This window comes from Streptomyces sp. NPDC085927 (assembly GCF_044540975.1).
Lineage (GTDB): Bacteria > Actinomycetota > Actinomycetes > Streptomycetales > Streptomycetaceae > Streptomyces > Streptomyces hirsutus.
This window is the reverse complement of record NZ_JBITSN010000002.1, coordinates 595,674-617,739: the sequence shown is the minus strand read 5'-3', so window position 1 is coordinate 617,739 and position 22,066 is coordinate 595,674. Positions and strand designations below refer to the sequence as shown.

Here is a 22,066-nt window from a genome sequence, read left to right as displayed (position 1 = left end):
GCACTCAGCGATGTCGGTCCCGCAGCTCGACGGCGAGCACCGCGGCGAGGAGATTCTCGCCGTTCTCGACACCGCCTTCGGCGAGCTCCTGGCCGCCGACCCTGCCGCCTTCCGCGTGAAGTTCCGGAAGATGGCGGCCTCGGCGTTCGCGTTCTACCGAGGCACGGCGTGTCTCTTCTACCACGATCTGGACGCCGAGCACGCCGGGCGGGGTGGCGGGAGGATATACAGCGGACCGTACCTGGACGACCGGACGTCCCGGGTGTGGATCCACGGTGATCTGCACGCGGAGAACTTCGGCACGTACATGGACTCCAACGGCCGTCTGGTCTTCAATGTCAACGACTTCGACGAGGCCTACGTCGGCCCCTTCACCTGGGACCTCAAGCGCTTCGCCGCCTCCATGGCACTGATCGGCTACGCGAAGGCGCTCAGCGACGAACAGATCACCGAGCTGGTGCGGATCTACACGGCCGCGTACCGGGAGCGGATCCACGCGCTGGCGACCGGCGCGAAGAGCGACGAGGTGCCGCCGTTCACGCTGGACACCGCACAGGGCCCGCTGCTCGACGCGCTGCGCGACGCCCGCTCGCTGACCCGGTTCGGGCTGCTGGACTCGATGACCGTCATCCGTGACTTCGAGCGCCGCTTCGCCTCCGGCGGCGGCGCGGTGGAGCTCGACGCCGCCACCCGCTACAAGGTCCTCGCCGCCTTCGACGGCTACCTGGAGACGCTGCCGGACGCCTCGCTGGCCCGTCCGGACTCCTACCGGGTGAAGGACGTCGTGGGCCGCCGGGGCGTGGGCATCGGCTCGGCCGGGCTGCCGTCGTACAACATCCTGCTGGAGGGGCACAGCGACGCCCTGGAGAACGATGTGGTGATCTACGTCAAGCAGGCGCAGACGCCGGCCGTCTCCCGGCACATCACCGACCCGTCGATCCGGGACTACTTCCAGCACGAGGGCCACCGCACGGTGATCTCCCAGCGTGCCCTGCAGGCGCACGCCGACCCGTGGCTGGGCTGGACCGAGCTGGACGGCACGGGGCAGCTGGTCGCGGAGGTCTCGCCGTACGCGGTGGACCTGGACTGGGGCGACATCGACGAGCCGGAGGAGATCGCCCAGGTCGTCGCCGACCTCGGCCGGGCCACGGCCACGATGCACGCGGCGGCGGACGACACGTCCGGCGAGTCCCTGGTGCCGTTCTCCACCGAGCGCGCCATCGACGCGGCGATCGCGGCCGACGAGGAGGGGCTGGAGCCCCTGCTGGTCGACTTCGCGCACAGCTACGGCGCCCGTGCGCGCGGCGACCACCAGATCTTCCTGGACCTGTTCCGCAACGGCAGGATCCCCGGACTGTGACCTTCCTGCCGCCCGGGGCCGCCCCGGCCGGGTCATTCCTGCCGACCGGAACCCTTTAGGGATCCCTTACCGGAGCGCATGACAGACTCGGCCCCCCATGGACATATCCGGAGCCCCGCTCAGAGCCGTACGCGCGGCGCTGTTCACGACCGTGGTCGTGACCCTCAGCGCCGCGTCGCACGTGCTGCTGTCCGGGGCTCCCCTGCCGTTGAGCACGGTGACGGTGATCGCCGGCGCCGTGTTCGTCCTGGCGTACGCCCTCGCGGGCCGGCAGCGCTCCTTCGGGCGGATCGCCGCCCTGCTGGTCCCGCTGGAGCTGGCCGCCGACACCGTCTTCACCACCGGCCAGCACGTCTGTTACGGCCCGATGGGCGGCCCGGTCACGGGCCCGCTGCGCTCGGTCGGCTTCGACCTGCTGTGCGGCGACGGCACCGGCGTGGGCACCCCGCTGGCGCGGGTGACCGGCACCGCGGCCGACGGCGGCGACCGGTTCGCGGGACTGCTCGCCCAGGCCGGCCCGGCCACCGCGTGGCTGCTGCTCGGCGCGCACATCGGCATCGGCCTGTTCGCCGCCGCCTGGCTGCACCGTGGCGAGCGGGCGCTGGCCCAGCTGCTGGGCGCGGTGACGGCGACGGCTTCGACAGCGGTCCGGCCGTTGCTGCTGGCGGTCGCCGCGGTGACCGTGCGCCGTGCCCCGAAGGTCCGCCGGCCGGCCCGCCCGGACCACCGGACCATCACGGCCGTGGACCGGTTCCTCGTGCACTTCCTGGGACGGCGTGGACCGCCGTGCTCCACCGCCCTCGCCTGAGACGGCTCGGCCTCTTCGGCGTCGGCACCCTGTCCGAGCACCCGTAGTCCCCCCATACGTATCCCGCACACACCCTGTGCGCGTCCCCAGTGGAGAGCATCACCATGAGCAAGCGGAACAGCCAGGCGGCGAAGACTGCGGCCCGCGAGCGTCTGCGCGTCGAGCGCGAGCGCGAGGCCAAGAAGGCCAAGGTCAAGCGCCAGCTGGTCGTCGCCGGAACGATCGTCGGCGTCCTGGCGATAGCCGGCGGCATCGGCTACACCATCATGCAGGCCAACAAGCCCGGCGCATGGGAGGCCGCGGCGGACGCGAAGCTCGTCAAGCCGGCCAACTCCAGCGGCGAGAACGGCACGACCGTCGTCATCGGCAAGGCCGACGCGAAGAAGACCCTGGAGCTGTACGAGGACCCGCGCTGCCCGATCTGCGCCTCGTTCGAGCAGACCGTCGGCGAGACGATCGACAAGGACGTCGCGGACGGCAAGTACAAGGTCCAGTTCATCGGCGCCGCGTTCCTCGACCGCAACCTGACCGGCGAGGGCTCCAAGAACGCCCTGAGCGCCCTGGGTGCCGCGCTGAACGTCAGCCCGGAGGCGTTCCTCGCCTACAAGTCCGCGCTCTACTCGGCCGAGTTCCACCCCGAGGAGAGCCAGGACAAGTTCAAGGACGACGCCTACCTGATCGAGGTGGCGGACTCCGTCGAGGAACTGAAGGGCAACAAGAAGTTCCAGACGGCCGTGGAGAACGGCACCTACGACAAGTGGGCGCTGGAGATGTCCGAGAAGTTCGACGACAGCGACGTCCAGGGCACCCCGACGCTGAAGATGGACGGCGAGAAGCTCACCGGGTCCGACGGGCAGAACGCGCCGATGACGGCCGCCGAGTTCACGGCCGCGGTCGAGAAGGCGCTCAAGTCCTGATCCGACAACCTCGTCCGGCCCCCGGAGCCGGAGCCGGGGGCGCGCGGCCGGGGTACGGTCACGACCGGCCGACAGCACGCTGAAGAGCGGGCGAACTTTCGCGAGTTCGCCCGCTTTTGCATGTACCTGTCAGTAGCCTGGTCGGCTGTGACCACTCGACACAGATCGTCCGAGAGCGCCGTCTCCGCCACCGCGGACGCCGACTCCCTTTTCCCCCGCCGCCGTTCGGTCGTCAAAGCCGCTGCCGCGACCGCGGTCCTCGCCGCACCGCTCGCCGCCGCGCTGCCCGCCCGCGCCGCCACCGCCGTGGCCCCCGTCTTCCTGCACGGGGTGGCCTCCGGCGATCCGCTGCCGGACGGCGTCCTGCTGTGGACGCGCGTGACGCCGACGCCGGAGGCGACACCCGGCTCCGGGCTCGGCCCCGACACCGAGGTCGGCTGGACCGTCGCCCGCGACAAGGCGTTCACCAGCGTCGTCGCGAAGGGGTCGACCCGCGTCACCGCGGCCACCGACCACACCGTCAAGGCCGACGTCCGCGGCCTCGCGCCGGCCACCGACTACTGGTTCCGCTTCTCCTCCGGCGGCACCGACTCCCCCGCCGGCCGCACCCGTACCGCCCCGGCCGCCGACGCCGCCGTGACCGGTCTGCGCTTCGGCGTGGTCTCCTGCTCCAACTGGGAGGCCGGCCACTTCTCGTCGTACCGCCATCTCGCGGCCCGCGGCGACCTCGACGCCTGGCTGCATCTCGGCGACTACATCTACGAGTACGGCTCCGGCGAGTACGGCACACGGGGCAGGACCGTCCGCGCGCACGCGCCCGCCCACGAGATCGTCACCCTGGCCGACTACCGCCTGCGGCACGCGACGTGCAAGACCGACCCCGACCTCCAGGCGCTGCACGCCAAGGCGCCGGTCGTCGCGATCTGGGACGACCACGAGATCGCCAACGACACCTGGTCCGGCGGCGCCGGGAACCACACCGAGGGCCAGGAGGGCACCTGGGCCGCGCGTCAGTCCGCCGCCAAGCAGGCCTACTTCGAGTGGATGCCGGTACGTCCCGCGCTGGCCGGCACCACCTACCGCCGGCTGCGCTTCGGCAGGCTCGCCGACCTCTCGCTGCTGGACCTGCGCTCCTTCCGCTCCCAGCAGGTCTCCCTGGGCGACGGCGAGGTGGACGACCCCGACCGTACGCTCACCGGCCGCGCCCAGCTCGACTGGCTCAAGTCGGGGCTGTCGGCGTCCGACACCACCTGGCGGCTGGTCGGCACCTCGGTGATGATCTCGCCGCTCGCGCTCGGCTCGCTCCCGGCCAGTCTGCTGAAGCCGATCGCCAAGCTGCTCGGCCTGCCGCAGGAGGGCCTCGCCCTCAACACCGACCAGTGGGACGGCTACACCGACGACCGCCGGGAACTCCTCGCCCATCTGCGGACGAACGCGATCCGCAACACGGTCTTCCTCACCGGTGACATCCACATGGCGTGGGCCAACGACGTGCCGGTGAACGCGGGCACGTACCCGGCTTCCGGCTCGGCCGCCGCCGAGTTCGTCGTGACCTCGGTCACCTCGGACAACCTCGACGACATCGTCAAGGTTCCCGAGGGCACCGTCTCCGCGGTCGCCTCCCCGCTGATCAGGGCCACCAACCGGCATGTCCACTGGGTCGACACCGACCGCCACGGCTACGGCGTGCTGGACATCACGTCCGAGCGGGCGCAGATGGACTACTACGTGGTGTCCAGCCGCACCGACCCGGACGCCACGTCCACGTGGGCGCGCTCCTACCGGACGCTCAGCGGCACCCAGCGGGTCGAGCGCGCCGACAGCCCGGTCTGACCCGCGCGGCCCGATGCGCCGGTCCGGAAAGCCGGCCCGATACGCCGGTCCGGTCCGCGCCCTTCGCTTCTCTCCGTCAGTCGTCCTCCAGCGAACCGAGGAAGCCGAGCGCCACCCGCCAGGTGGCCTCGGCGGCCTCCTCGTCGTGGTCCGGCAGGCCGGGGTCGGTGTAGAGGTGACCGGCCCCGGCGTACCGGTACACCTCGACGTCGGCTCCGGCGCGGCCCATCTGCAGGTACCAGGCGCTCAGCCAGTCGTCCGTCTCGAACGGGTCCGGCTCGGCGACATGGAGCTGTACCGGCAGGCCGTCCACCGCCGCGTTCGCCGCGATGTCCGACGTGCCGTGCAGGAGCAGCAGCCCGCGCGCCCGGCCGTCGCCGAGGGCCAGCGTCTGGGCGACGGAGGCGCCGAAGGAGAACCCGGCGTACACCAGTCCCCGCTCCGAGTAGGGCGCGGCGGCGAGCACGGCCCGCCTCAGCAACTCGTCCCTGCCGATGGACTCCCGGTGGGCCATGCCCTCCTCGACCGTGTCGAACGTACGGCCCCCGAAGAGGTCGGGCGTCCACACCTCGTGTCCGGCGCCGCGCAACCGGTCCGCGGCCGCGGACACCGCAGGTCGCGGGCCGTAGGTCGAGTGAAACAGCATGATGTTCATGACGCCCATGGTGCCAGCCGGGTCCGACAGCCGGTGCCCGCCGGCGGCCCGGTCCGACGCGCCGTCCGTACCCACGGCGCCACGGATGTCACATGTTCAGTGCACGCGAGGCCGGTTAGGTTCGAGGACATGGAAGACGTGCTCCGCCCCCTGATCGTGTTCGGCGGCTCGGTCGTGCTCACCCTGATGCTCGGCTGGGCCACCGACCGACTGCTGCGCAAGGCCGACGCCCGGCACCCCGAGACCCCCATGTGGGAACTGCTCCGGCGCGGCCGCATCCCCTACCAGCTGCTCATCTGCGCGGCTCTGCTGAGAGGGTCGTTCAGCGAGGCGAAGCTGTTCGAGGGCCACCGGGCATCCATCGAGCGGGTGCTGACCCTGGTGCTGATCGGGTCGGCCGCCTGGCTGGTGATCCGGATCGCGGCGGCCGTCGTCGAGACCTCGTACACCCGGTACGCCAACGTGCACCGCGAGCGCGACCCGGCCAGGGTCCGCCGGGTGCGCACCCAGGTGACGCTGATCCGGCGGGTCGTCTCGGCGATGGTCGGAGTGGTGGCGGTGGCCGCGATGCTGCTGACCTTCCCCGCCATGCGCGCGGCCGGCGCCTCGCTGCTGGCCTCGGCGGGCATCCTCGGCATCGTCGCCGGTGTCGCCGCCCAGTCCACGCTCAGCAACCTGTTCGCCGGACTGCAGATCGCCTTCGGCGACATGGTGCGCATCGGCGACACCGTCGTGGTGGACGGCGAGTGGGGCACGGTCGAGGAGATCACCCTGACCTTCCTCACGGTGAACACCTGGGACGAGCGCCGGATCACCATGCCGGTGTCGTACTTCACGTCCAAGCCGTTCGAGAACTGGTCCCGCGACTCCCCGCAGATGACCGGGACGGTCATCTGGCACCTCGACCACCGGGCCCCGCTGGACGCGATGCGCGACCGGCTCCGCGACATCCTGCGCGAGTGCCCGGCTTGGGACGGCCGCGCCTACAACCTGACCGTCGTGGAGACCACACCCAGCACCATCCAGGTGCGGGCCCTGGTGACGGCCAAGGACGCCGGCGACATATGGACGGTACGGGTGGAGGTCCGCGAGCAGATGATCCGCTGGCTGGCCGAGCAGCATCCCTACGCCCTGCCCCGGGTCAGCACCGCGCCGGCCGACCCGGCACCGGTCCTCGACAAGAGCCACCACTCCCCCGGCGGCGCCGCCGGCATCACCCGTCCCCCCGGTATCCCCGGCCCCTCCGGTCCCCCGGAGGGCGGGGTGCCCGCCCACGACCCGCAGGGCGCGGCGAAGGAGTACTGACGGCACCTCAGTGGCCGCGTTCGGCGCCGCCGTTGACCTGGATGATCTGCGAGGTGATGTGTCCGGCGCCCGGGGAGGCCAGCCAGTGCAGGGTGGCGGCCACGTCCCCGGGCGTCCCGGCCCGCCCGTCGGCGGTCTCGGCGACCAGCTTCGCCCGCCGCTCCTCGTCGATGCCGTCGCCGAAGAAGGCGGTGTCCTCGATGTAGCCGGGAGCGACCACGTTCACCGTGATGCCGTGCGGCCCCAGCTTCCGGGCGAGGTCGTGGGCGTACGGGTGCAGCCCGGCCTTGGCCGCCGCGTACGCGGTCTGCCCGGAGCCCCGGTAGGCGGCGATCGAGCTGAGGAACAGCACCCGCCCGCCGGGCTCGGCGAGCCGGTCCTTCAGTGCCTCCGTGAGCAGGACGGCGGTCAGCAGGTTGAGCCGGAAGTTGACCGTCCAGTGGCGGGCGACGGCGTCGAGCGGATCGTCCGCCCCCGCCTGGCGTTCGAGGAGGCCGCTGCCGCCGGCGCTGTGGACCAGGACGTCCACGGCTCCGAACTCCCGGCCGACGTAGCCGGCGACGCCCCGCACGGCGACCGGATCGGCGAGGTCCGCGGCGTACACCTCGGCCCCCGGCACCTCGGCCCCGGCCCGCTCCAGGACGTCCTCGCGCCGCCCGAGCAGCAGCACCCGGTCCCCGTCGGCGGCGAAGACCCGTGCCGCCGCCAGCCCGATCCCCGTACCGCCCCCGCTGATCACCACGTTGCGCGTCATGCCCCGACCTTACGAACCAAACGCCGTACCGCGGAGCGAACTCACCGCAGACTGCGCACATCGAGGTGACGCAGCACCCGGTCCACCACCTCGGGGTCGGCCCCCGCCTCGCTCCGCGCCGCCAGCACCTCGTGCCGCGCGGCGCTCAGCATCTCCCCCCGGATCCGCCGTGCCGCCCTGACCCACCGCGCCCGGTGCCGGTACGCCTCCCGCCGCTCGTCCTCGACGACATCGGGGCTGATCCGCGCCCCGATGTCGAAGGCGCTGCGCAGCATCTGCTCGGCCAGTTCCTCCGGCAGGTCCTCGGCCTCCTCGATCTCGCGCAGCCGGTGTTTCGCGGCCTGGGACGCCCGCAGCGCGAGGTCCCGTTCGAGTTCCTTCTCCCGCCTGGTGTCGGCCCGCACCCCCAGCCGTTTCACCAGCCACGGCAGGGTCGTCCCCTGGATCAGCAGCGTCCCCATGATCACGCCGAACGCGATGAAGACGATCTCGCCCCGGGCCGGGAAGTCGCCCCCGGCCTCGGTCTCCAGCGGAATCGCCAGCGCCAGCGCGACGGAGGCCACCCCGCGCATCCCCGACCACCACATCACCACGGTCTCGCGCCAGCTCACCGGGATGTCCTCACCCGTGTCCCGCGCCGCGTGCAACCGCCGTGTCAGCCAGGTCGCGGGCAGCAGCCACAGCAGCCGGACGAGGACGACCACCGCCACGATCACCCCCGCCCAGCCGAGCAGTTCGCCCCAGTGGCCGGCCGCGGCCCCGACCGCGTTGTGCAGTTCGAGACCGACCAGCCCGAACGCGACGCCGGTGACGAGCGTGTCCACGATGTCCCAGAAGGCGTGCCCGGCCAGCCGGGTCGTCACGTCGTCGGCGTCGGTGGCGTACTCCACGAGGAACAGCGCGGTGGTGAGCACCGCGAGCACCCCCGAGCCGTGCAGCTCCTCGGCCAGGACGTAGGAGAAGTACGGCACCAGCAGGCTCAGCGCGATCTGCAGGGTCGCGTCCCCGAGCAGGTCCATCAGCCGGTTGGCGCCCCAGCCGAGCGCGAGCCCGACCGCGACCGCCACCACGGCCGACAGGACCAGGTCCAGGCCCGCGTCCCAGGGCGAGAAGGTGCCGCTCACGGCGGCGGCGATCGCCACGTGGTACAGGACGATGGCGGTGACGTCGTTGAACAGGCCCTCGCCCTCGAGGATCGACACCAGTCGGCGCGGCAGCCCCAGCTTCCCGGCGACCGCGGTCGCCGCGACCGGGTCGGGCGGTGCGACCAGCGCGCCGAGGGCGATCGCGGCGGCCAGCGGCAGGCCCGGCACGATCGTGTGCGCGACGACGGCCACGCACAGCGTGGTGACGAACACCAGCGCCACGGCCAGCAGGAGGATCGGTCTCGCGTTCGCCGCGAACTGCCGCCAGGACGTCCGGCGGACGGCGGCGTAGAGCAGGGGCGGCAGCAGCAGCGGCAGGATCAGGTCCGGCGGGACGTCCACGTTCGGGACGAACTCCAGGAGGGCGAGGACGATCCCGAAAACCGTCATCAGCACCGGCGCCGGCAGTCCCAGCCGGTCTCCCACGGGAACGCACACCACGGCCCCGAGCAGCAGGGCGAACATCAGGGCCATCTGGTCCACGGTCGGTGCTCCGGGCGGCTCGGCGGTCGGACGGCAGGGCGCCCAGCCTGCCACGCCGACGTCCCGCGCCAGGCGTGCGGCGCCGACCGTTCGGCGCCAGGCGTCCGACGCCACCGGTCACCCCGCGTGCCCGGTCACGGGACGCTTACGCGTGCGGAGGCCGGCCGGCCGGAGTGTGTACCGCCACAGTGACCGGCCCGCCTCGAGGCGGGCCGGTTCCCGGCCCTCCGGACCCGCCTCGCGTCGCCTGTTACGTGTCCCGTCCGGTCACAGAGCGCGCCGCATGGCCCGGTGCGGCATCCCCGCGTCCGGGAACTCCGGTCCGTACGCCACGTATCCCAGCCGCTCGTAGAACCCCAGGGCATGGGTCTGCGCGTGCAGGTCGACGGCGGTGAGACCGCGGGCGCGGGCCGCCTCCTCGATGCCCCGGACCAGGGCGGCCCCGATACCGAGCCCGCGCGCCCGGCGCGTCACCGCGAGGCGTCCCAGGGACCCGACCGACGTGTCGCCGCCGGTCTTCGCCGCGGCGGCCCCGCCGTGCAGCAGCCGCCCGGTGCCGAGCGGCTCGCCGTCCTCACCGAGCGCGAGCACATGCACGGCGCCGGCGTCGTGCGCGTCGTACTCCAGGTCCTCGGGCACGCCCTGCTCGGCGACGAAGACCTCCTTGCGCACCGCGAAGCACGCCTCCCGGTCGCCGGGTTCCACCGCTTCGCGGACCACGTACGGGGTGCTCACGCGTAGGTCTCCTCCCGGACCCGGTCCAGCGCCTGCTGCAGGTCCTCGGGGTAGTCGCTGCTGAACTCCGCCCACAGGCCGTCCCCGGGGTGCTCGAAGCCGAGCCGCACGGCGTGCAGCCACTGACGGGTCAGGCCGAGCCGCTTGGCGAGCGTGGGGTCGGCGCCGTAGGTCAGGTCTCCGACGCAGGGGTGCCGGTGGGCGGCCATGTGGACGCGGATCTGGTGGGTGCGGCCGGTCTCCAGCTTGACGTCGAGGAGCGAGGCGGACCGGAAGGCCTCGATGAGGTCGTAGTGCGTGACGGAGGGCTTGCCCTCGGCGGTGACCGCCCACTTGTAGTCGTGGTGCGGATGCCGGCCGATGGGCGCGTCGATGGTGCCGCTGGTCGGGTCGGGGTGGCCCTGGACCAGGGTGTGGTAGCGCTTGTCGACCGTGCGCTCCTTGAACTGGCGCTTCAGCGACGTGTACGCGTACTCCGACTTGGCGACCACCATGAGACCGGAGGTGCCGACGTCGAGGCGGTGCACGATGCCCTGGCGCTCGGCGGCGCCGGAGGTCGAGATGCGGTACCCGGCGGCGGCGAGGCCGCCGATCACGGTCGGTCCGGTCCAGCCCGGAGAGGGGTGGGCGGCGACCCCGACCGGCTTGGCGATCACGACCACGTCGTCGTCGTCGTGCACGATCTCCATGCCCTCGACGGGTTCGGCGACCACCTGCACCGGGGCGGATGCCTGCGGCATCTCCACCTCGAGCCAGGCGCCCCCGCTCACCCGCTCCGACTTGCCGACCACCGATCCGTCGACCGTGACCTTTCCCGAGGTGGCGAGTTCGGCCGCCTTGGTCCGGGAGAAGCCGAACATGCGGGAGATGGCGGCGTCGACGCGCTCGCCCTCCAGGCCGTCGGGCACGGGCAGGGTTCGGATCTCGGGAATCGTGCTCACCCGTCGAGTATGCCGGACCGGCCCGGCGACTCCGTACGCGCGCTCTCGGTCCTGCTCAGTCCTTGTGGACGGTCCCGTCCGGGTCCAGGCCCCGGAAGGACAGCAGGACGATCAGGATGCCGCCGCAGACGATCGCCGAATCCGCCAGGTTGAAGACGGCGAAGTGCTTGGGCGCGATGAAGTCGACGACCGCGCCCTGGAAGACGCCCGGGGAGCGGAAGATCCTGTCCGTGAGGTTGCCGAGGGCACCGCCGAGCAGCAGGCCCAGCGCGATCGCCCAGGGCAGGCTGTACAGCTTGCGGGCCAGCCGGACGATCACCACGATCACCACCGTCGCGATCAGCGTGAAGATCACGGTGAAGGCCTCGCCGAAGCCGAAGGCCGCGCCCGCGTTGCGGATCGCCTCGAACCTCAGCCAGTCCCCGACGATCTCGATGGGCTCGTGGTGCTCCAGCTTCGCGACCACGATCATCTTGCTGATCAGGTCGAGGGCGTAGGCGACGACGGCGACGGCGAACAGCACGGCCACGCGCCGCTTGCCGCGGGGTGCTTCGGCCGCCGCCTCCGCGCCCTGGGCACCGGCCGGGTCGAGCCCGGTCCGGTCCTGCTCGTCACGGTCCTGCCCGTCCCGGTCCGCGTCCGGGGTCTCCGGCGTACCGATGATGCGCTCCGCCTCTGCCACGTGAGTCCCTCACCCTAGGTACCTGACTGAGGACGAGGGTACGGCACACCCCGTGCGGCCCTCGTGCTCAGGCGGCGTACAAGGGTGCTCAGTACCGGCGCTCCTGCTTCTGCTTGCACTCGACGCACAGCGTGGCCCGGGGGAAGGCCTGCATCCGGGCCTTGCCGATGGGGTTGCCGCAGCTCTCGCACAGGCCGTAGGTGCCGGCCTCCAGCCGCTGCAGGGCGCGCTCGTACTGGGTGAGCATCTCGCGCGCGTTGGCGGCGAGCGCCAGTTCGTGCTCGCGCGTGATGTTCTTCGTGCCGGTGTCGGCCTGGTCGTCGCCCGCCCCGTCCCCGGAGTCCCGCATCAGGCCGGCCAGGGACCGTTCGGACGAGGTGATCTCCTCGCGCAGCCGCAGCGCCTCGGCCGTCAGCTCGGCCCGCGCGTCCTCGACCTCCTCCGGTGTCCAGGGCTCCTCGCCCGGACGCACCGCGAGGTCGCCCGGCTCCACCGCTGCGAGCCGTGCCTTGGGCACGGCGGTCTTCGCCGCCGTCGCCGTGCCCGGAGTCTTCTCAGCACCCACCGTCGTCGCTCCCGTCTGCGTCGCGGCCTCGGCCGCGTCCGCGCCAGTGGCCGTGCCGTGCCCGGCCGTGTCCTGTGTGCCCCCGCTGGTCCTGGTGGTGCTTTCCTTCGCACCGCCGCTACCGCCCTCACGCGCGGTACCCCGCCCGGTACCGGCCTCCGCCCCCCGGGCGGCCGTCTTCTTCCGGGGGCTCCCGGCCGCGGCGGCCTTGGCAGCCGTCGCTTTCGATCGCGCGGCTCCGGAGGCCGACGTCCCCTTCCCCGCCTTCGTCTTCGCGGGGGCGGGGGCGTCCTTCCCGGCCCCGGTCCTCCCCGCCGTGCTCTTTCCCGTCCCGGCCTTCCCGGATCCGGCCTTCCCGGCCGACTGCTTCGTGGCCGCCTTTCCCGCCTGCGCCGTCGTCTTCGTGTCCTCCCGGGACTCCTCGGCGGGCATGGCCCTGCCGGACGCCGACTGCTGTACGGCGGTCTTCTTCGCCACCATGGCCGCGGCCCCTTTTCACATACTGTGATCTTGCGCGCGAATCGTTCTGGGACGATAAATCGACTCGGGTCCCGCGGCAACGGGGCGCACCGCCCGATTCGCCCGCCCCGCGGACGCCGCGCGGCGGACCTTCATCCGTTGTGCCCAGCTCCCCGCCGGGTATGCCACCAAGTCGGACGTCACAGAATCCGAACACCCGTACCGCCTCATTCGGTGGTATGTCCCTCTATTTGCGACTCATGCGGCATGTACGTGAACGGCATGTGCGCGCACCCCATCCGGGCCCCCGCTCACCGTCCGCGGAACAACCGGTCGGCCGCTGTCCGCTCCGCGCCGTACACTGGGCGGAGCGAGAAGCGTGGATGGGGACGAGTAGCGGCGTACGCAGCCCAGAGCGACCCGGGGACGGTGTGAGCCCGGGGGCGAGCGCGACGCGAAGATCACCCCGGAGCCGCCGGAAGAAAGCCGCAGCCCGACAGCAGCGGCGAGTAGAACCGGCATCGCGACCCCAATGAGGGGGCTCACCGGCGCACACGACGCACCGGGGGGCCAAGGAGGGTGGTACCGCGGGAGCGCGCCGACGGCGGCGCAGGGATCGACACAGCTCTCGTCCCTCCGGACGGAAGGCAGCAAGTCCGCCGGAGGAAGCCCGCTGATGACAACGCCGACGTACCGACAGGTGCCCGCCCAGGTCGACCTGCCCGCTCTCGAGCACGCGGTGCTCGACTTCTGGCAGGAACAGAAGATCTTCGCCAAGAGCCTGGAGCAGTCCGAGGGCCGCCCCGAGTGGGTGTTCTACGAGGGCCCGCCCACCGCCAACGGCATGCCGGGCGCCCACCACATCGAGGCACGCGTCTTCAAGGACGTCTTCCCCCGCTTCCGCACCATGCGCGGCTACCACGTGGGCCGCAAGGCCGGCTGGGACTGCCACGGCCTCCCGGTGGAACTGGCGGTGGAGAAGGAGCTCGGCTTCTCCGGCAAGCAGGACATCGAGGCGTACGGCATCGCCGAGTTCAACGCCAGGTGCCGCGAGTCGGTGACCCGCCACACCGACGCCTTCGAGGAGCTCACGACCCGCATGGGGTACTGGGCCGACCTCCAGGACCCGTACCGCACGATGGACCCGGAGTACATCGAGTCCGTCTGGTGGTCTCTGAAGGAGATCTTCACCAAGGACCTGCTGGTCCAGGACCACCGCGTCGCCCCCTGGTGCCCCCGCTGCGGCACCGGCCTGTCCGACCACGAGCTGGCGCAGGGCTACGAGACGGTCGTCGACCCGTCCGTCTACGTCCGCTTCCCCCTCACCTCCGGCCCGCTGGCCGGCGAGGCCGCGCTCCTGGTGTGGACGACCACGCCGTGGACGCTGGTGTCCAACACCGCGGTCGCCGCGCACCCCGAGGTCGCCTACGTCGTCGCGACGAACGGCGAGGAGAAGGTCGTCGTCGCCGAGCCGCTTCTCGCCAAGGCCCTCGGTGAGGGCTGGGAGACCACCGGCGAGACCTTCACCGGCGCCGAGATGGAGCGCTGGACGTACCAGCGCCCCTTCGAGCTCGTCGCGTTCCCCGAGCCGGCCCACTACGTGGTCAACGCCGACTACGTCACCACCGAGGACGGTACGGGTCTGGTCCACCAGTCGCCCGCCTTCGGTGAGGACGACCTCAGGGTCTGCCGCTCCTACGGCCTGCCCGTGGTGAACCCGGTCCGCCCGGACGGCACCTTCGAGGAGGACGTCCCGCTGGTCGGCGGCGTCTTCTTCAAGAAGGCCGACGAGAAACTGACGGAGGACCTGGGCGACCGGGGCCTGCTGTTCAAGCACATCCCGTACGAGCACAGCTACCCGCACTGCTGGCGCTGCCACACCGCGCTGCTCTACTACGCGCAGCCCTCCTGGTACATCCGCACCACGGCCGTCAAGGACCGCCTGCTCGAGGAGAACGAGGGCACCAACTGGTTCCCGGACTCCGTCAAGCACGGCCGGTACGGCGACTGGCTGAACAACAACATCGACTGGGCGCTGTCCCGCAACCGCTACTGGGGCACCCCGCTGCCGATCTGGCGCTGCGAGGACGACCACCTCACCTGCGTCGGCTCGCTCGCCGAGCTGACCGGGCTGACCGGCACCGACCAGTCGGGCCTCGACCCGCACCGCCCGTTCATCGACGCGGTCACCTTCGCCTGCCCGCAGGACGGCTGCGGGAAGACGGCCACGCGCGTGCCCGAGGTCATCGACGCCTGGTACGACTCGGGTTCGATGCCGTTCGCGCAGTGGGGCTACCCGCACAAGAACAAGGAACTGTTCGAGAGCAGGTACCCGGCGCAGTTCATCTGCGAGGCCATCGACCAGACCCGCGGCTGGTTCTACACGCTGATGGCCATCGGCACCCTGGTCTTCGACAAGTCCTCGTACGAGAACGTCGTCTGCCTCGGCCACATCCTCGCCGAGGACGGCCGCAAGATGTCCAAGCACCTGGGCAACACCCTGGACCCGATCCCGCTGATGGACCAGCACGGCGCGGACGCGGTCCGCTGGTTCATGGCGGCCGGCGGTTCCCCGTGGGCGGCCCGCCGGGTGGGCCACGGCACCATCCAGGAGGTCGTCCGCAAGACGCTCCTGACCTACTGGAACACCGTCGCCTTCCAGGCGCTGTACGCCCGCACGTCCGGCTGGGCCCCCTCCGAGGCCGACCCGGCACCCGCCGACCGCCCGCTGCTGGACCGCTGGCTGCTCTCCGAACTGCACGCGCTCACCGACCAGGCGACCCGGGCGCTGGACAGCTACGACACCCAGCGCGCCGGCAAGCTGCTGTCCGCGTTCGTCGACGACCTGTCCAACTGGTACGTCCGCCGCTCCCGGCGCCGCTTCTGGCAGGGCGACAAGGCCGCACTGCGCACCCTGCACGAGGTCGTCGAGACGGTCACCAAGCTGATGGCCCCGCTGACCCCGTTCATCACCGAGCGGGTCTGGCAGGACCTGGTCGTGCCGGTCACCCCGGACGCCCCGGAGTCCGTCCACCTGTCCTCCTGGCCCGAGGCCGACCTGACGGCGATCGACCCGGAGCTGTCGAAGCAGATGGTGCTGGTGCGCCGTCTGGTGGAGCTGGGGCGGGCCACCCGCGCGGAGTCGGGCGTCAAGACCCGCCAGCCGCTCAAGCGCGCCCTGATCGCGGCGAGCGGCTTCGGCGCCCTCCACCCCGAGCTGCACCAGCAGATCACCGAGGAGCTGAACGTCGAGTCCCTGGCGTCCCTCTCCGAGGTGGGCGGCTCGCTGGTGGACACGACGGCCAAGGCCAACTTCCGTGCGCTGGGCAAGCGGTTCGGCAAGCGCGTCCAGGACGTCGCCAGGGCCGTCGCCGGCGCGGACGCCGCCGCGCTGTCCCTGGCACTGCGCGAGGGCACCGCCTCGGTGGAGGTCGACGGTGAGACGATCACCCTCGCCCCGGACGAGGTGATCATCACGGAGACCCCGCGCGAGGGCTGGTCGGTGGCGTCCGACGCCGGTGCCACGGTCGCCCTGGACCTGGAGATCACCGAGGAGCTGCGCCGTGCCGGTCTGGCCCGGGACGCGATCCGGCTGATCCAGGAGGCCCGCAAGAACAGCGGCCTCGACGTGGCCGACCGGATCGCCCTGCGCTGGACGGCGACGGAGGACGCCACCGTCGCGGCCCTGACCGAGCACGCCGGTCTCATCGCCGACGAGGTCCTCGCCGTGGCCTTCGTCAATGAGCACAGCGCCCCGGGTGAGGCGGACGACACCTACGGGCAGCCGTTCACCGACGAGGGCCTGTCCCTGACGTTCCGCCTCCGCAAGGTGTAGGTCCAAGGGGCAGACCGCACCGGCGCGTCCCGCGCCACCCGGATTGCCCAGGGCCCGGGTCCGCCGAGAGGAATCCGGCGGGCCCGGGCCCTTCGGCGTTGCGTCCCACGGACAACTGCCCCGCGCCTCGAACAATCACCGCAATCGTCGCGAAGGGGCCCCAACGCGCGTAGCACAAGGGCGGGGCCCCGGGTTCTCGAACCCGGGGCCCCGCCCTGAACGCTGTCGGCCGCTACGCCGTACTCATGGCCATCAGGCCGTCAGTTGTCGTCCTCGTCGATCAGGAACCCGCGCATCGGCGAGGGCGCCTGACCCATCGGCGACGGTCCCTGCGGACGCACCGGCGCCATGGGCTGGGTCATCGCCGGCTGCATCTGCTGCTGGCCGCCACCGTAGGACGGGCCGGACTGGCCGGGGCCGCCGCCCATCTGCTGGTTGCCGCCGTAGGACGACGGCGCACCGGCACCGGCCGGAGCCATCGAGGGCGCCGGGGACGGCGGCAGCGACGGGGCGGCGGGCTGACGCGGCGGGGCGAGCGAGTCGTCCGCCTGGGTCTCCAGCTGACGCAGCTGCGACTCCAGGTAGGACTTCAGCCGCGTGCGGTACTCGCGTTCGAAGCCGCGCAGGTCCTCGACCTTGCGCTCCAGCGTGGCGCGGGCGGACTCCAGGGAGCCCATCGCGACGCGGTGCTTCTCCTGCGCGTCCCGCTCCAGGGCGTCCGCCTTGGAGCGGGCGTCCCGCTCGAGACCCTCGGCACGCGAACGCGCCTCGCCGACGATCTTGTTGGCCTCGGAACGGGCCTCGGCGATCGCCTGGTCGGCGGTCTGCTGGGCCAGCGAGAGCACGCGGGCCGCGCTGTCGCCACCGGGGCCGCCCTGCTGCCCGGGGAGGCCGGGAGGACCGCCCATGGGGCCACCGGGGCCGCCCATGGGGCCGCCGTGGCCCATCTGCCCCTGCATCTGTCCCTGCATCGGGCCGCCCTGGCCCATCTGCCCCTGCATCGGGCCGCCCTGGCCCATCTGCCCCTGCATCGGGCCACCCTGGCCCATCGGGCCGCCCTGGCCCATGGGACCGGGACCCTGACCCATCGGGCCGGGACCCTGCGGACCGCCCTGACCGCCGGGGCCGGCGGGCAGCTGCGGCGCACCGCTCGGCAGCTGGGGCGGACCACCCATGGGGCCACCCATCTGCTGCTGCGGCGGGCCCGATATGCCGGCGGGCACCGGACCGCCGGGACCTCGCATGCCCTGCTGGGGCATCCCCTGGGGCGGCCCCTGCTGTTGCTGCTGGTCCTGCGGTTCAGGAGGCTTGCGCATGTTCTGCTGGTTCTGGGCAGCAGCACGCGTGGCCGCGGCCAGTTTGGCGCGCAGGTCCTCGTTCTCTCGGAGCAGGCGCGTCAGTTCGGCTTCGACCTCATCGAGGAAGGCATCGACCTCGTCCTCGTCATAGCCTTCTCGGAGGCGGACGGTTGTGAACTGCTTGTTCCGCACGTCCTCGGGGGTCAACGGCATCTCTTCACCTCAACGTAGTCATCGGCAGTCGGCAGGCCCATGTCGTCCACAGTCACCTCAGCGCATTGCCCACGAGGGAGATCAGGATGTAGACGATGATCATCAATACGAAGAAGGACAGGTCGAGCGCCACGCCCCCGAGACGCAGCGGCGGGATGACCCGCCGCAGAAGCTTCAGCGGTGGATCGGTGACAGTGTAGGTGGCCTCCAGGACGACCACCATCGCCTTGCCGGGTTGCCACGAGCGGGCGAACTGGAAGACATAGTCCATGACCAGACGGAAGATGAGCACGATGAGAAACACCATCAGCGCGATGTAGATCACCTGCGCGAACACGCTCATGGTCTGGTTGTCCCTCTCCCCTGTGTCCTACGTCTGTCCGGTCCTGCGTCTCAGCTCTGGTTGAAGAACCCGCCCTCTGCGATACGGGCCTTGTCCTCCGCCGTGACATCGACGTTAGCAGGAGACAGCAGGAACACCTTCTGCGTCACCCGCTCGATACTGCCGTGAAGACCAAACACCAAACCGGCCGCAAAGTCGACAAGTCGCTTGGCGTCCGTGTCGTCCATCTCGGTCAAATTCATGATCACCGGCGTGCCTTCACGGAAGTGTTCCCCGATGGTACGGGCCTCGTTGTAGGTCCGCGGGTGAAGTGTGGTGATCCGGTAAGGCTCTCGTTCCGACACGACCTTGGGCATGATCACCGGTGCGTTCTTCTCCAGGCTGGCGCGTTCTTGTGTGATGGATGCCACGGGCGCGATGCGCGCCGGGCGTGCCGATTCAGCGGGAAGCGAAGCGGACCGGGCGACCGGCTCGCGAAGCGGGGGCGACGGGGCGACTCGCACCTCTTCGTCCCTTTGGAGTTGATGTGCCCCGTGTACACCGTGCGACTGGTGCGACGGCTCGTGCCGCCGGTGGTCCCGCTCGGGCTCCGGGTCGAGTTCGGGTTCGAAGTCGTCGTCTGGGTCAAATCCGCGGCCGTCGTACCCATCGTCCTCCACGAGGCCGAGGTAGACCGCCATCTTGCGCATCGCGCCGGCCATTCTCCGTGCCCTCCGCTCTGTGGTGGATCCGCTGACGACCGCCAAGTGCCCGCGATCCACAAGGTCCTCAAGTCCGCCCGATCAGCGGCAATGACCATATTTTCTGCTGTGGTCCGACTTCCTGGCGACGTTACCCGAGCCGGGGGCGGACTCCGAGTACCGCACTGCCTACGCGCACATGTGTCGCTCCGGCCGCAACCGCCTGTTCGAGATCCGCACTCATCCCCGCGGAGACCATGTTCGCAGCAGGATGGGCCGCGCGCAGGTCGGTCGACAAATCCATCAAGCGCTCGAACGCCGCCTGTTGGCGCCCTGCGTACTCCCCGGTGAGCGGAGCGACGGTCATCAGTCCGTCCAGCCGCAGGCCGTCGGCCGCGGCGACGAGACGGGCCAACTCCGCGACGCCTCCCGGCGCCACGCCGCCACGCTCCCCCCGGCTCCCTCCCGCCGCGGGCTCGTCCGCGTCCAGCGCGACCTGAATGAGGCAGCCCAGTTCGCGCCCGTTGCGCACGGCCTCCTTCGAGAGCGCCGTGACCAACCGGGAACGATCGACGGACTGCACGAAATCGGCGTAACCCGCCACAGATCGCACCTTGTTGGTCTGAAGTTGTCCGACAAAGTGCCATTCAAGGGGTAGATCAGCACATGCGGCGGCTTTCGGGGCGGCGTCCTGGTCGCGGTTCTCGGCGACATGACGCACACCGAGCTCCGACAGGATCCGCACATCGCTCGCGGGGAAGGTCTTGGTGACCACGATCAGGGTCACCTCCTCCCGCCCGCGTCCGGCGGCCGCGCACGCGGCGGCGATCCGCTCCTCCACCTCCGCGAGATTCGCGGCGAGTTCTTCCTTGCGTTCCGTCATGCCCCATCAGTCCAGCCACACATAGCCCGCGAGCCGCCCGGTGGCGCGGTCCCGCCGGTACGAGAAGTGATCGTCCGACTCCAGCGTGCACACCGGCGACCGCTCCCGGTCACCCACCCCGAGCCGTTCGAGCTGGGCGTGCACGCCCCCGGCCACATCGACCGCCGGTGTGCCCCAGCTCGTCTCGGCATACGCCGCCGGCTCGACGGCGGCCACCTCGGCGCGCATCCGCGACGGCACCTCGTAGCACCGGCCGCAGACGGCGGGGCCGGTGCGGGCGACGATGCGGGCCGGGTCGGCGCCGAGTTCCGTCATGGCCCGCACGGCGGCGGGAACCACCCCCGCGACCAGTCCGGGCCGGCCCGCGTGGGCCGCCGCGGCGACACCGGCGACGGGGTCGGCGAGCAGCACCGGGACGCAGTCGGCGGTGAGGACGGCGAGGGCGAGACCCCGCCGCGCGGTGACCACCGCGTCGGCCTCGGGAACGGGGCGGTCGCCCCACGGCTCGTCCACCACGACCGCGTCGGCTCCGTGCACCTGGTTCATCCAGACCACCCGCGCCGGGTCGAGGGCGAGGGACTTCGCGGCCAGTTCGCGGTTGGTGCGCACCGCGCCGGGGTCGTCGCCGACCGCCCCGCCGAGATTGAGCTCCGCATACGGAGCGGCGCTCACCCCGCCCCACCGGTCGGTGAGGGCGAAGTGCGCGCCGCGCACGCTTTCGCCCTGTCCTATCACTTGAGGAAGTCCGGTACGTCCAGTTCCTCGGCCGCGCTGTCCGCGTAGGTGCGGGACGGCGGGACGGGCGGCTGGGCGACCGGGATGTCGCTGACCGGCTCGGGGGCCTGCTCCGGCTCCTCCTTGGGCGTGACACTGCCCAGGGAGCCGAAGGACGGGCGGCTCTCGGGCTGCCGCGCGGGGGCGGGCTCCTCGCGCTTGGCCGAGGACGAGCCGAGGACGTTGTCCCGCTTCGAGGGCGGCTGGCCGCCGTCGAAGCCGGCCGCGATCACCGTGACCCGGACCTCGTCGCCGAGGGCGTCGTCGATCACCGCGCCGAAGATGATGTTGGCTTCGGGGTGGGCCGCCTCACTCACCAGCTGGGCGGCCTCGTTGATCTCGAACAGACCGAGGTCGCTGCCGCCGGAGATGGACAGCAGGACGCCCCTGGCGCCGTCGATGGAGGCTTCCAGCAACGGGGAGGAGATCGCCATCTCGGCGGCGGCCACCGCGCGGTCGTCGCCGCGGGCCGAGCCGATGCCCATGAGGGCCGATCCGGCCTCGGACATGACCGACTTGACGTCGGCGAAGTCGAGGTTGATCAGGCCGGGGGTGGTGATGAGGTCGGTGATGCCCTGGACACCGGAGAGCAGGACCTGGTCCGCCGACTTGAAGGCGTCCAGGACCGAGACCTGGCGGTCCGAGATGGACAGCAGCCGGTCGTTGGGGATGACGATGAGGGTGTCGACCTCTTCGCGGAGCTCGGCGATGCCGTCCTCCGCCTGGTTGGCGCGGCGCCGGCCCTCGAAGGTGAACGGGCGGGTGACCACACCGATGGTGAGAGCGCCGAGCGAGCGGGCGATGTTGGCCACGACGGGGGCGCCGCCGGTGCCGGTGCCGCCGCCCTCGCCGGCCGTCACGAAGACCATGTCGGCCCCCTTGAGGACCTCCTCGATCTCCTCGCGGTGGTCCTCTGCCGCCTTGCGGCCGACGGCCGGGTTGGCTCCGGCGCCGAGTCCGCGGGTGAGTTCACGGCCGACGTCGAGCTTGACGTCGGCGTCGCTCATCAACAGGGCTTGCGCGTCGGTGTTGATGGCGATGAACTCGACGCCCTTGAGACCGACCTCGATCATCCGGTTGATGGCATTGACACCACCGCCGCCGACACCGATGACTTTGATGACTGCGAGGTAGTTCTGCGGTGCTGCCACGTCGAAGGCCTCTCGCCTCGAGTTACGTGTCGTCGGCTCACGGCGGTGCCGCGATTCGACGACTGATGCCGATGTGGGACGGTCCGTATCGCCGACCCGAACCCTAACGTTGAAGTTTAGGGTTACCAGTGTGCCTGTTCCCTGGAGTCTTCTGAACAGGACACTAAGTCGACAAGTGGCGCGCGTTCAACGAACACGCCGAACCTCCCGTTTTTCTTTTCACCCTATGTGATCAGCCATGGCGCCC

At 71.4% G+C, this 22,066-nt stretch carries 19 protein-coding genes; 6 read left to right on the top strand and 13 right to left on the bottom strand.

Annotated features, from left to right (window positions below; genetic code table 11):
* Positions 1–10: 10 nt before the first annotated feature.
* The 4 genes from ACIF80_RS07745 to ACIF80_RS07730 all read left to right on the top strand — a co-directional run bounded on the left by ACIF80_RS07745 (position 11) and on the right by ACIF80_RS07730 (position 4,918).
* Positions 11–1,360: a DUF2252 domain-containing protein gene (locus tag ACIF80_RS07745; RefSeq protein ID WP_399800665.1), complete on the top strand. Its 1,350-nt coding sequence runs from the start codon at positions 11–13 to the stop codon at positions 1,358–1,360.
* A gap of 97 nt (positions 1,361–1,457) precedes the next feature.
* Complete coding sequence (locus tag ACIF80_RS07740) at positions 1,458–2,168, top strand: hypothetical protein (protein WP_399800663.1); 711 nt, start codon at positions 1,458–1,460, stop codon at positions 2,166–2,168.
* A gap of 104 nt (positions 2,169–2,272) precedes the next feature.
* Positions 2,273–3,085, top strand: coding sequence for a thioredoxin domain-containing protein (locus ACIF80_RS07735; protein ID WP_399800660.1), 813 nt, complete (start codon positions 2,273–2,275; stop codon positions 3,083–3,085).
* Positions 3,086–3,232: 147 nt separating this feature from the next.
* A complete protein-coding gene (locus tag ACIF80_RS07730; RefSeq protein ID WP_399800658.1) occupies positions 3,233–4,918 on the top strand; it encodes an alkaline phosphatase D family protein in 1,686 nt (561 codons plus the stop codon).
* A gap of 76 nt (positions 4,919–4,994) precedes the next feature.
* Here the strand turns inward: ACIF80_RS07730 and ACIF80_RS07725 are convergent, their stop codons facing one another.
* A complete protein-coding gene (locus ACIF80_RS07725; RefSeq protein WP_399800655.1) occupies positions 4,995–5,573 on the bottom strand; it encodes a dienelactone hydrolase family protein in 579 nt (192 codons plus the stop codon).
* A 129-nt stretch (positions 5,574–5,702) separates the two neighbouring features.
* Between ACIF80_RS07725 and ACIF80_RS07720 the strand changes: the two genes are divergently transcribed.
* A complete protein-coding gene (locus ACIF80_RS07720) occupies positions 5,703–6,878 on the top strand; it encodes a mechanosensitive ion channel family protein (RefSeq protein WP_399800653.1) in 1,176 nt (391 codons plus the stop codon).
* Positions 6,879–6,885: 7 nt separating this feature from the next.
* Here ACIF80_RS07720 and ACIF80_RS07715 read toward each other — a convergent pair whose 3' ends face one another.
* From ACIF80_RS07715 to ACIF80_RS07690, 6 genes are all read right to left on the bottom strand, one after another.
* Positions 6,886–7,632: an SDR family NAD(P)-dependent oxidoreductase gene (locus tag ACIF80_RS07715; RefSeq protein WP_399800650.1), complete on the bottom strand. Its 747-nt coding sequence runs from the start codon at positions 7,630–7,632 to the stop codon at positions 6,886–6,888.
* A 41-nt stretch (positions 7,633–7,673) separates the two neighbouring features.
* Positions 7,674–9,260, bottom strand: a complete 1,587-nt coding sequence (locus tag ACIF80_RS07710; RefSeq protein WP_399801241.1) for a Na+/H+ antiporter — start codon at positions 9,258–9,260, stop codon at positions 7,674–7,676.
* Between the two features lie 267 nt (positions 9,261–9,527).
* Complete coding sequence (locus tag ACIF80_RS07705; RefSeq protein ID WP_399800647.1) at positions 9,528–9,995, bottom strand: GNAT family N-acetyltransferase; 468 nt, start codon at positions 9,993–9,995, stop codon at positions 9,528–9,530.
* On the bottom strand, positions 9,992–10,936 hold the full coding sequence (locus ACIF80_RS07700; RefSeq protein ID WP_399800645.1) for an RluA family pseudouridine synthase: 945 nt from the start codon (positions 10,934–10,936) through the stop codon (positions 9,992–9,994). Before ACIF80_RS07700 ends, ACIF80_RS07705 begins: the two co-directional genes overlap by 4 nt.
* Positions 10,937–10,991: 55 nt before the next feature.
* Positions 10,992–11,618 (bottom strand): signal peptidase II, encoded by a 627-nt coding sequence (lspA, locus tag ACIF80_RS07695; protein ID WP_399800642.1) that lies wholly within the window; start codon positions 11,616–11,618, stop codon positions 10,992–10,994.
* Positions 11,619–11,706: 88 nt separating this feature from the next.
* The gene (locus ACIF80_RS07690) at positions 11,707–12,663 is read right to left on the bottom strand and encodes a TraR/DksA C4-type zinc finger protein (RefSeq protein ID WP_399800639.1); all 957 of its coding nucleotides are present in this window, start codon (positions 12,661–12,663) and stop codon (positions 11,707–11,709) included.
* Positions 12,664–13,318: 655 nt separating this feature from the next.
* Here ACIF80_RS07690 and ileS point away from each other — a divergent pair.
* Entirely contained in the window at positions 13,319–16,477 is a 3,159-nt protein-coding gene (gene ileS, locus ACIF80_RS07685; RefSeq protein ID WP_399800636.1) for an isoleucine--tRNA ligase, read from the top strand.
* A gap of 260 nt (positions 16,478–16,737) precedes the next feature.
* On the opposite strand, the gene ACIF80_RS07680 is transcribed toward ileS, so the two are convergent.
* The 6 genes from ACIF80_RS07680 to ftsZ all read right to left on the bottom strand — a co-directional run bounded on the left by ACIF80_RS07680 (position 16,738) and on the right by ftsZ (position 21,819).
* On the bottom strand, positions 16,738–17,988 hold the full coding sequence (locus ACIF80_RS07680; protein ID WP_399800634.1) for a DivIVA domain-containing protein: 1,251 nt from the start codon (positions 17,986–17,988) through the stop codon (positions 16,738–16,740).
* Positions 17,989–18,040: 52 nt separating this feature from the next.
* Positions 18,041–18,331, bottom strand: coding sequence for a YggT family protein (locus ACIF80_RS07675; protein WP_332426778.1), 291 nt, complete (start codon positions 18,329–18,331; stop codon positions 18,041–18,043).
* Positions 18,332–18,381: 50 nt separating this feature from the next.
* On the bottom strand, positions 18,382–19,032 hold the full coding sequence (locus tag ACIF80_RS07670; RefSeq protein ID WP_055593378.1) for a cell division protein SepF: 651 nt from the start codon (positions 19,030–19,032) through the stop codon (positions 18,382–18,384).
* A gap of 130 nt (positions 19,033–19,162) precedes the next feature.
* The gene (locus ACIF80_RS07665) at positions 19,163–19,894 is read right to left on the bottom strand and encodes a YggS family pyridoxal phosphate-dependent enzyme (RefSeq protein ID WP_399800632.1); all 732 of its coding nucleotides are present in this window, start codon (positions 19,892–19,894) and stop codon (positions 19,163–19,165) included.
* Positions 19,895–19,900: 6 nt separating this feature from the next.
* Positions 19,901–20,629, bottom strand: a complete 729-nt coding sequence (gene pgeF / locus ACIF80_RS07660; RefSeq protein WP_399800630.1) for a peptidoglycan editing factor PgeF — start codon at positions 20,627–20,629, stop codon at positions 19,901–19,903.
* Positions 20,626–21,819: a cell division protein FtsZ gene (gene ftsZ, locus ACIF80_RS07655; RefSeq protein WP_381362157.1), complete on the bottom strand. Its 1,194-nt coding sequence runs from the start codon at positions 21,817–21,819 to the stop codon at positions 20,626–20,628. The genes pgeF and ftsZ overlap by 4 nt, the downstream gene beginning before the upstream one ends.
* Positions 21,820–22,066: the final 247 nt, after the last annotated feature.

Coding starts and splice junctions, on each gene's coding strand:
- ACIF80_RS07745 (WP_399800665.1), top strand. CDS start 11: ATGTCGGTCCCGCAGCTCGACGGCGAGCACCGCGGCGAGGAGATTCTC.
- ACIF80_RS07740 (WP_399800663.1), top strand. CDS start 1,458: ATGGACATATCCGGAGCCCCGCTCAGAGCCGTACGCGCGGCGCTGTTC.
- ACIF80_RS07735 (WP_399800660.1), top strand. CDS start 2,273: ATGAGCAAGCGGAACAGCCAGGCGGCGAAGACTGCGGCCCGCGAGCGT.
- ACIF80_RS07725 (WP_399800655.1), bottom strand. CDS start 5,573: ATGAACATCATGCTGTTTCACTCGACCTACGGCCCGCGACCTGCGGTG.
- ACIF80_RS07720 (WP_399800653.1), top strand. CDS start 5,703: ATGGAAGACGTGCTCCGCCCCCTGATCGTGTTCGGCGGCTCGGTCGTG.
- ACIF80_RS07715 (WP_399800650.1), bottom strand. CDS start 7,632: ATGACGCGCAACGTGGTGATCAGCGGGGGCGGTACGGGGATCGGGCTG.
- ACIF80_RS07690 (WP_399800639.1), bottom strand. CDS start 12,663: ATGGTGGCGAAGAAGACCGCCGTACAGCAGTCGGCGTCCGGCAGGGCC.
- ileS (WP_399800636.1), top strand. CDS start 13,319: ATGACAACGCCGACGTACCGACAGGTGCCCGCCCAGGTCGACCTGCCC.
- ACIF80_RS07680 (WP_399800634.1), bottom strand. CDS start 17,988: ATGCCGTTGACCCCCGAGGACGTGCGGAACAAGCAGTTCACAACCGTC.
- ACIF80_RS07675 (WP_332426778.1), bottom strand. CDS start 18,331: ATGAGCGTGTTCGCGCAGGTGATCTACATCGCGCTGATGGTGTTTCTC.
- ACIF80_RS07670 (WP_055593378.1), bottom strand. CDS start 19,032: ATGGCCGGCGCGATGCGCAAGATGGCGGTCTACCTCGGCCTCGTGGAG.
- ACIF80_RS07665 (WP_399800632.1), bottom strand. CDS start 19,894: ATGACGGAACGCAAGGAAGAACTCGCCGCGAATCTCGCGGAGGTGGAG.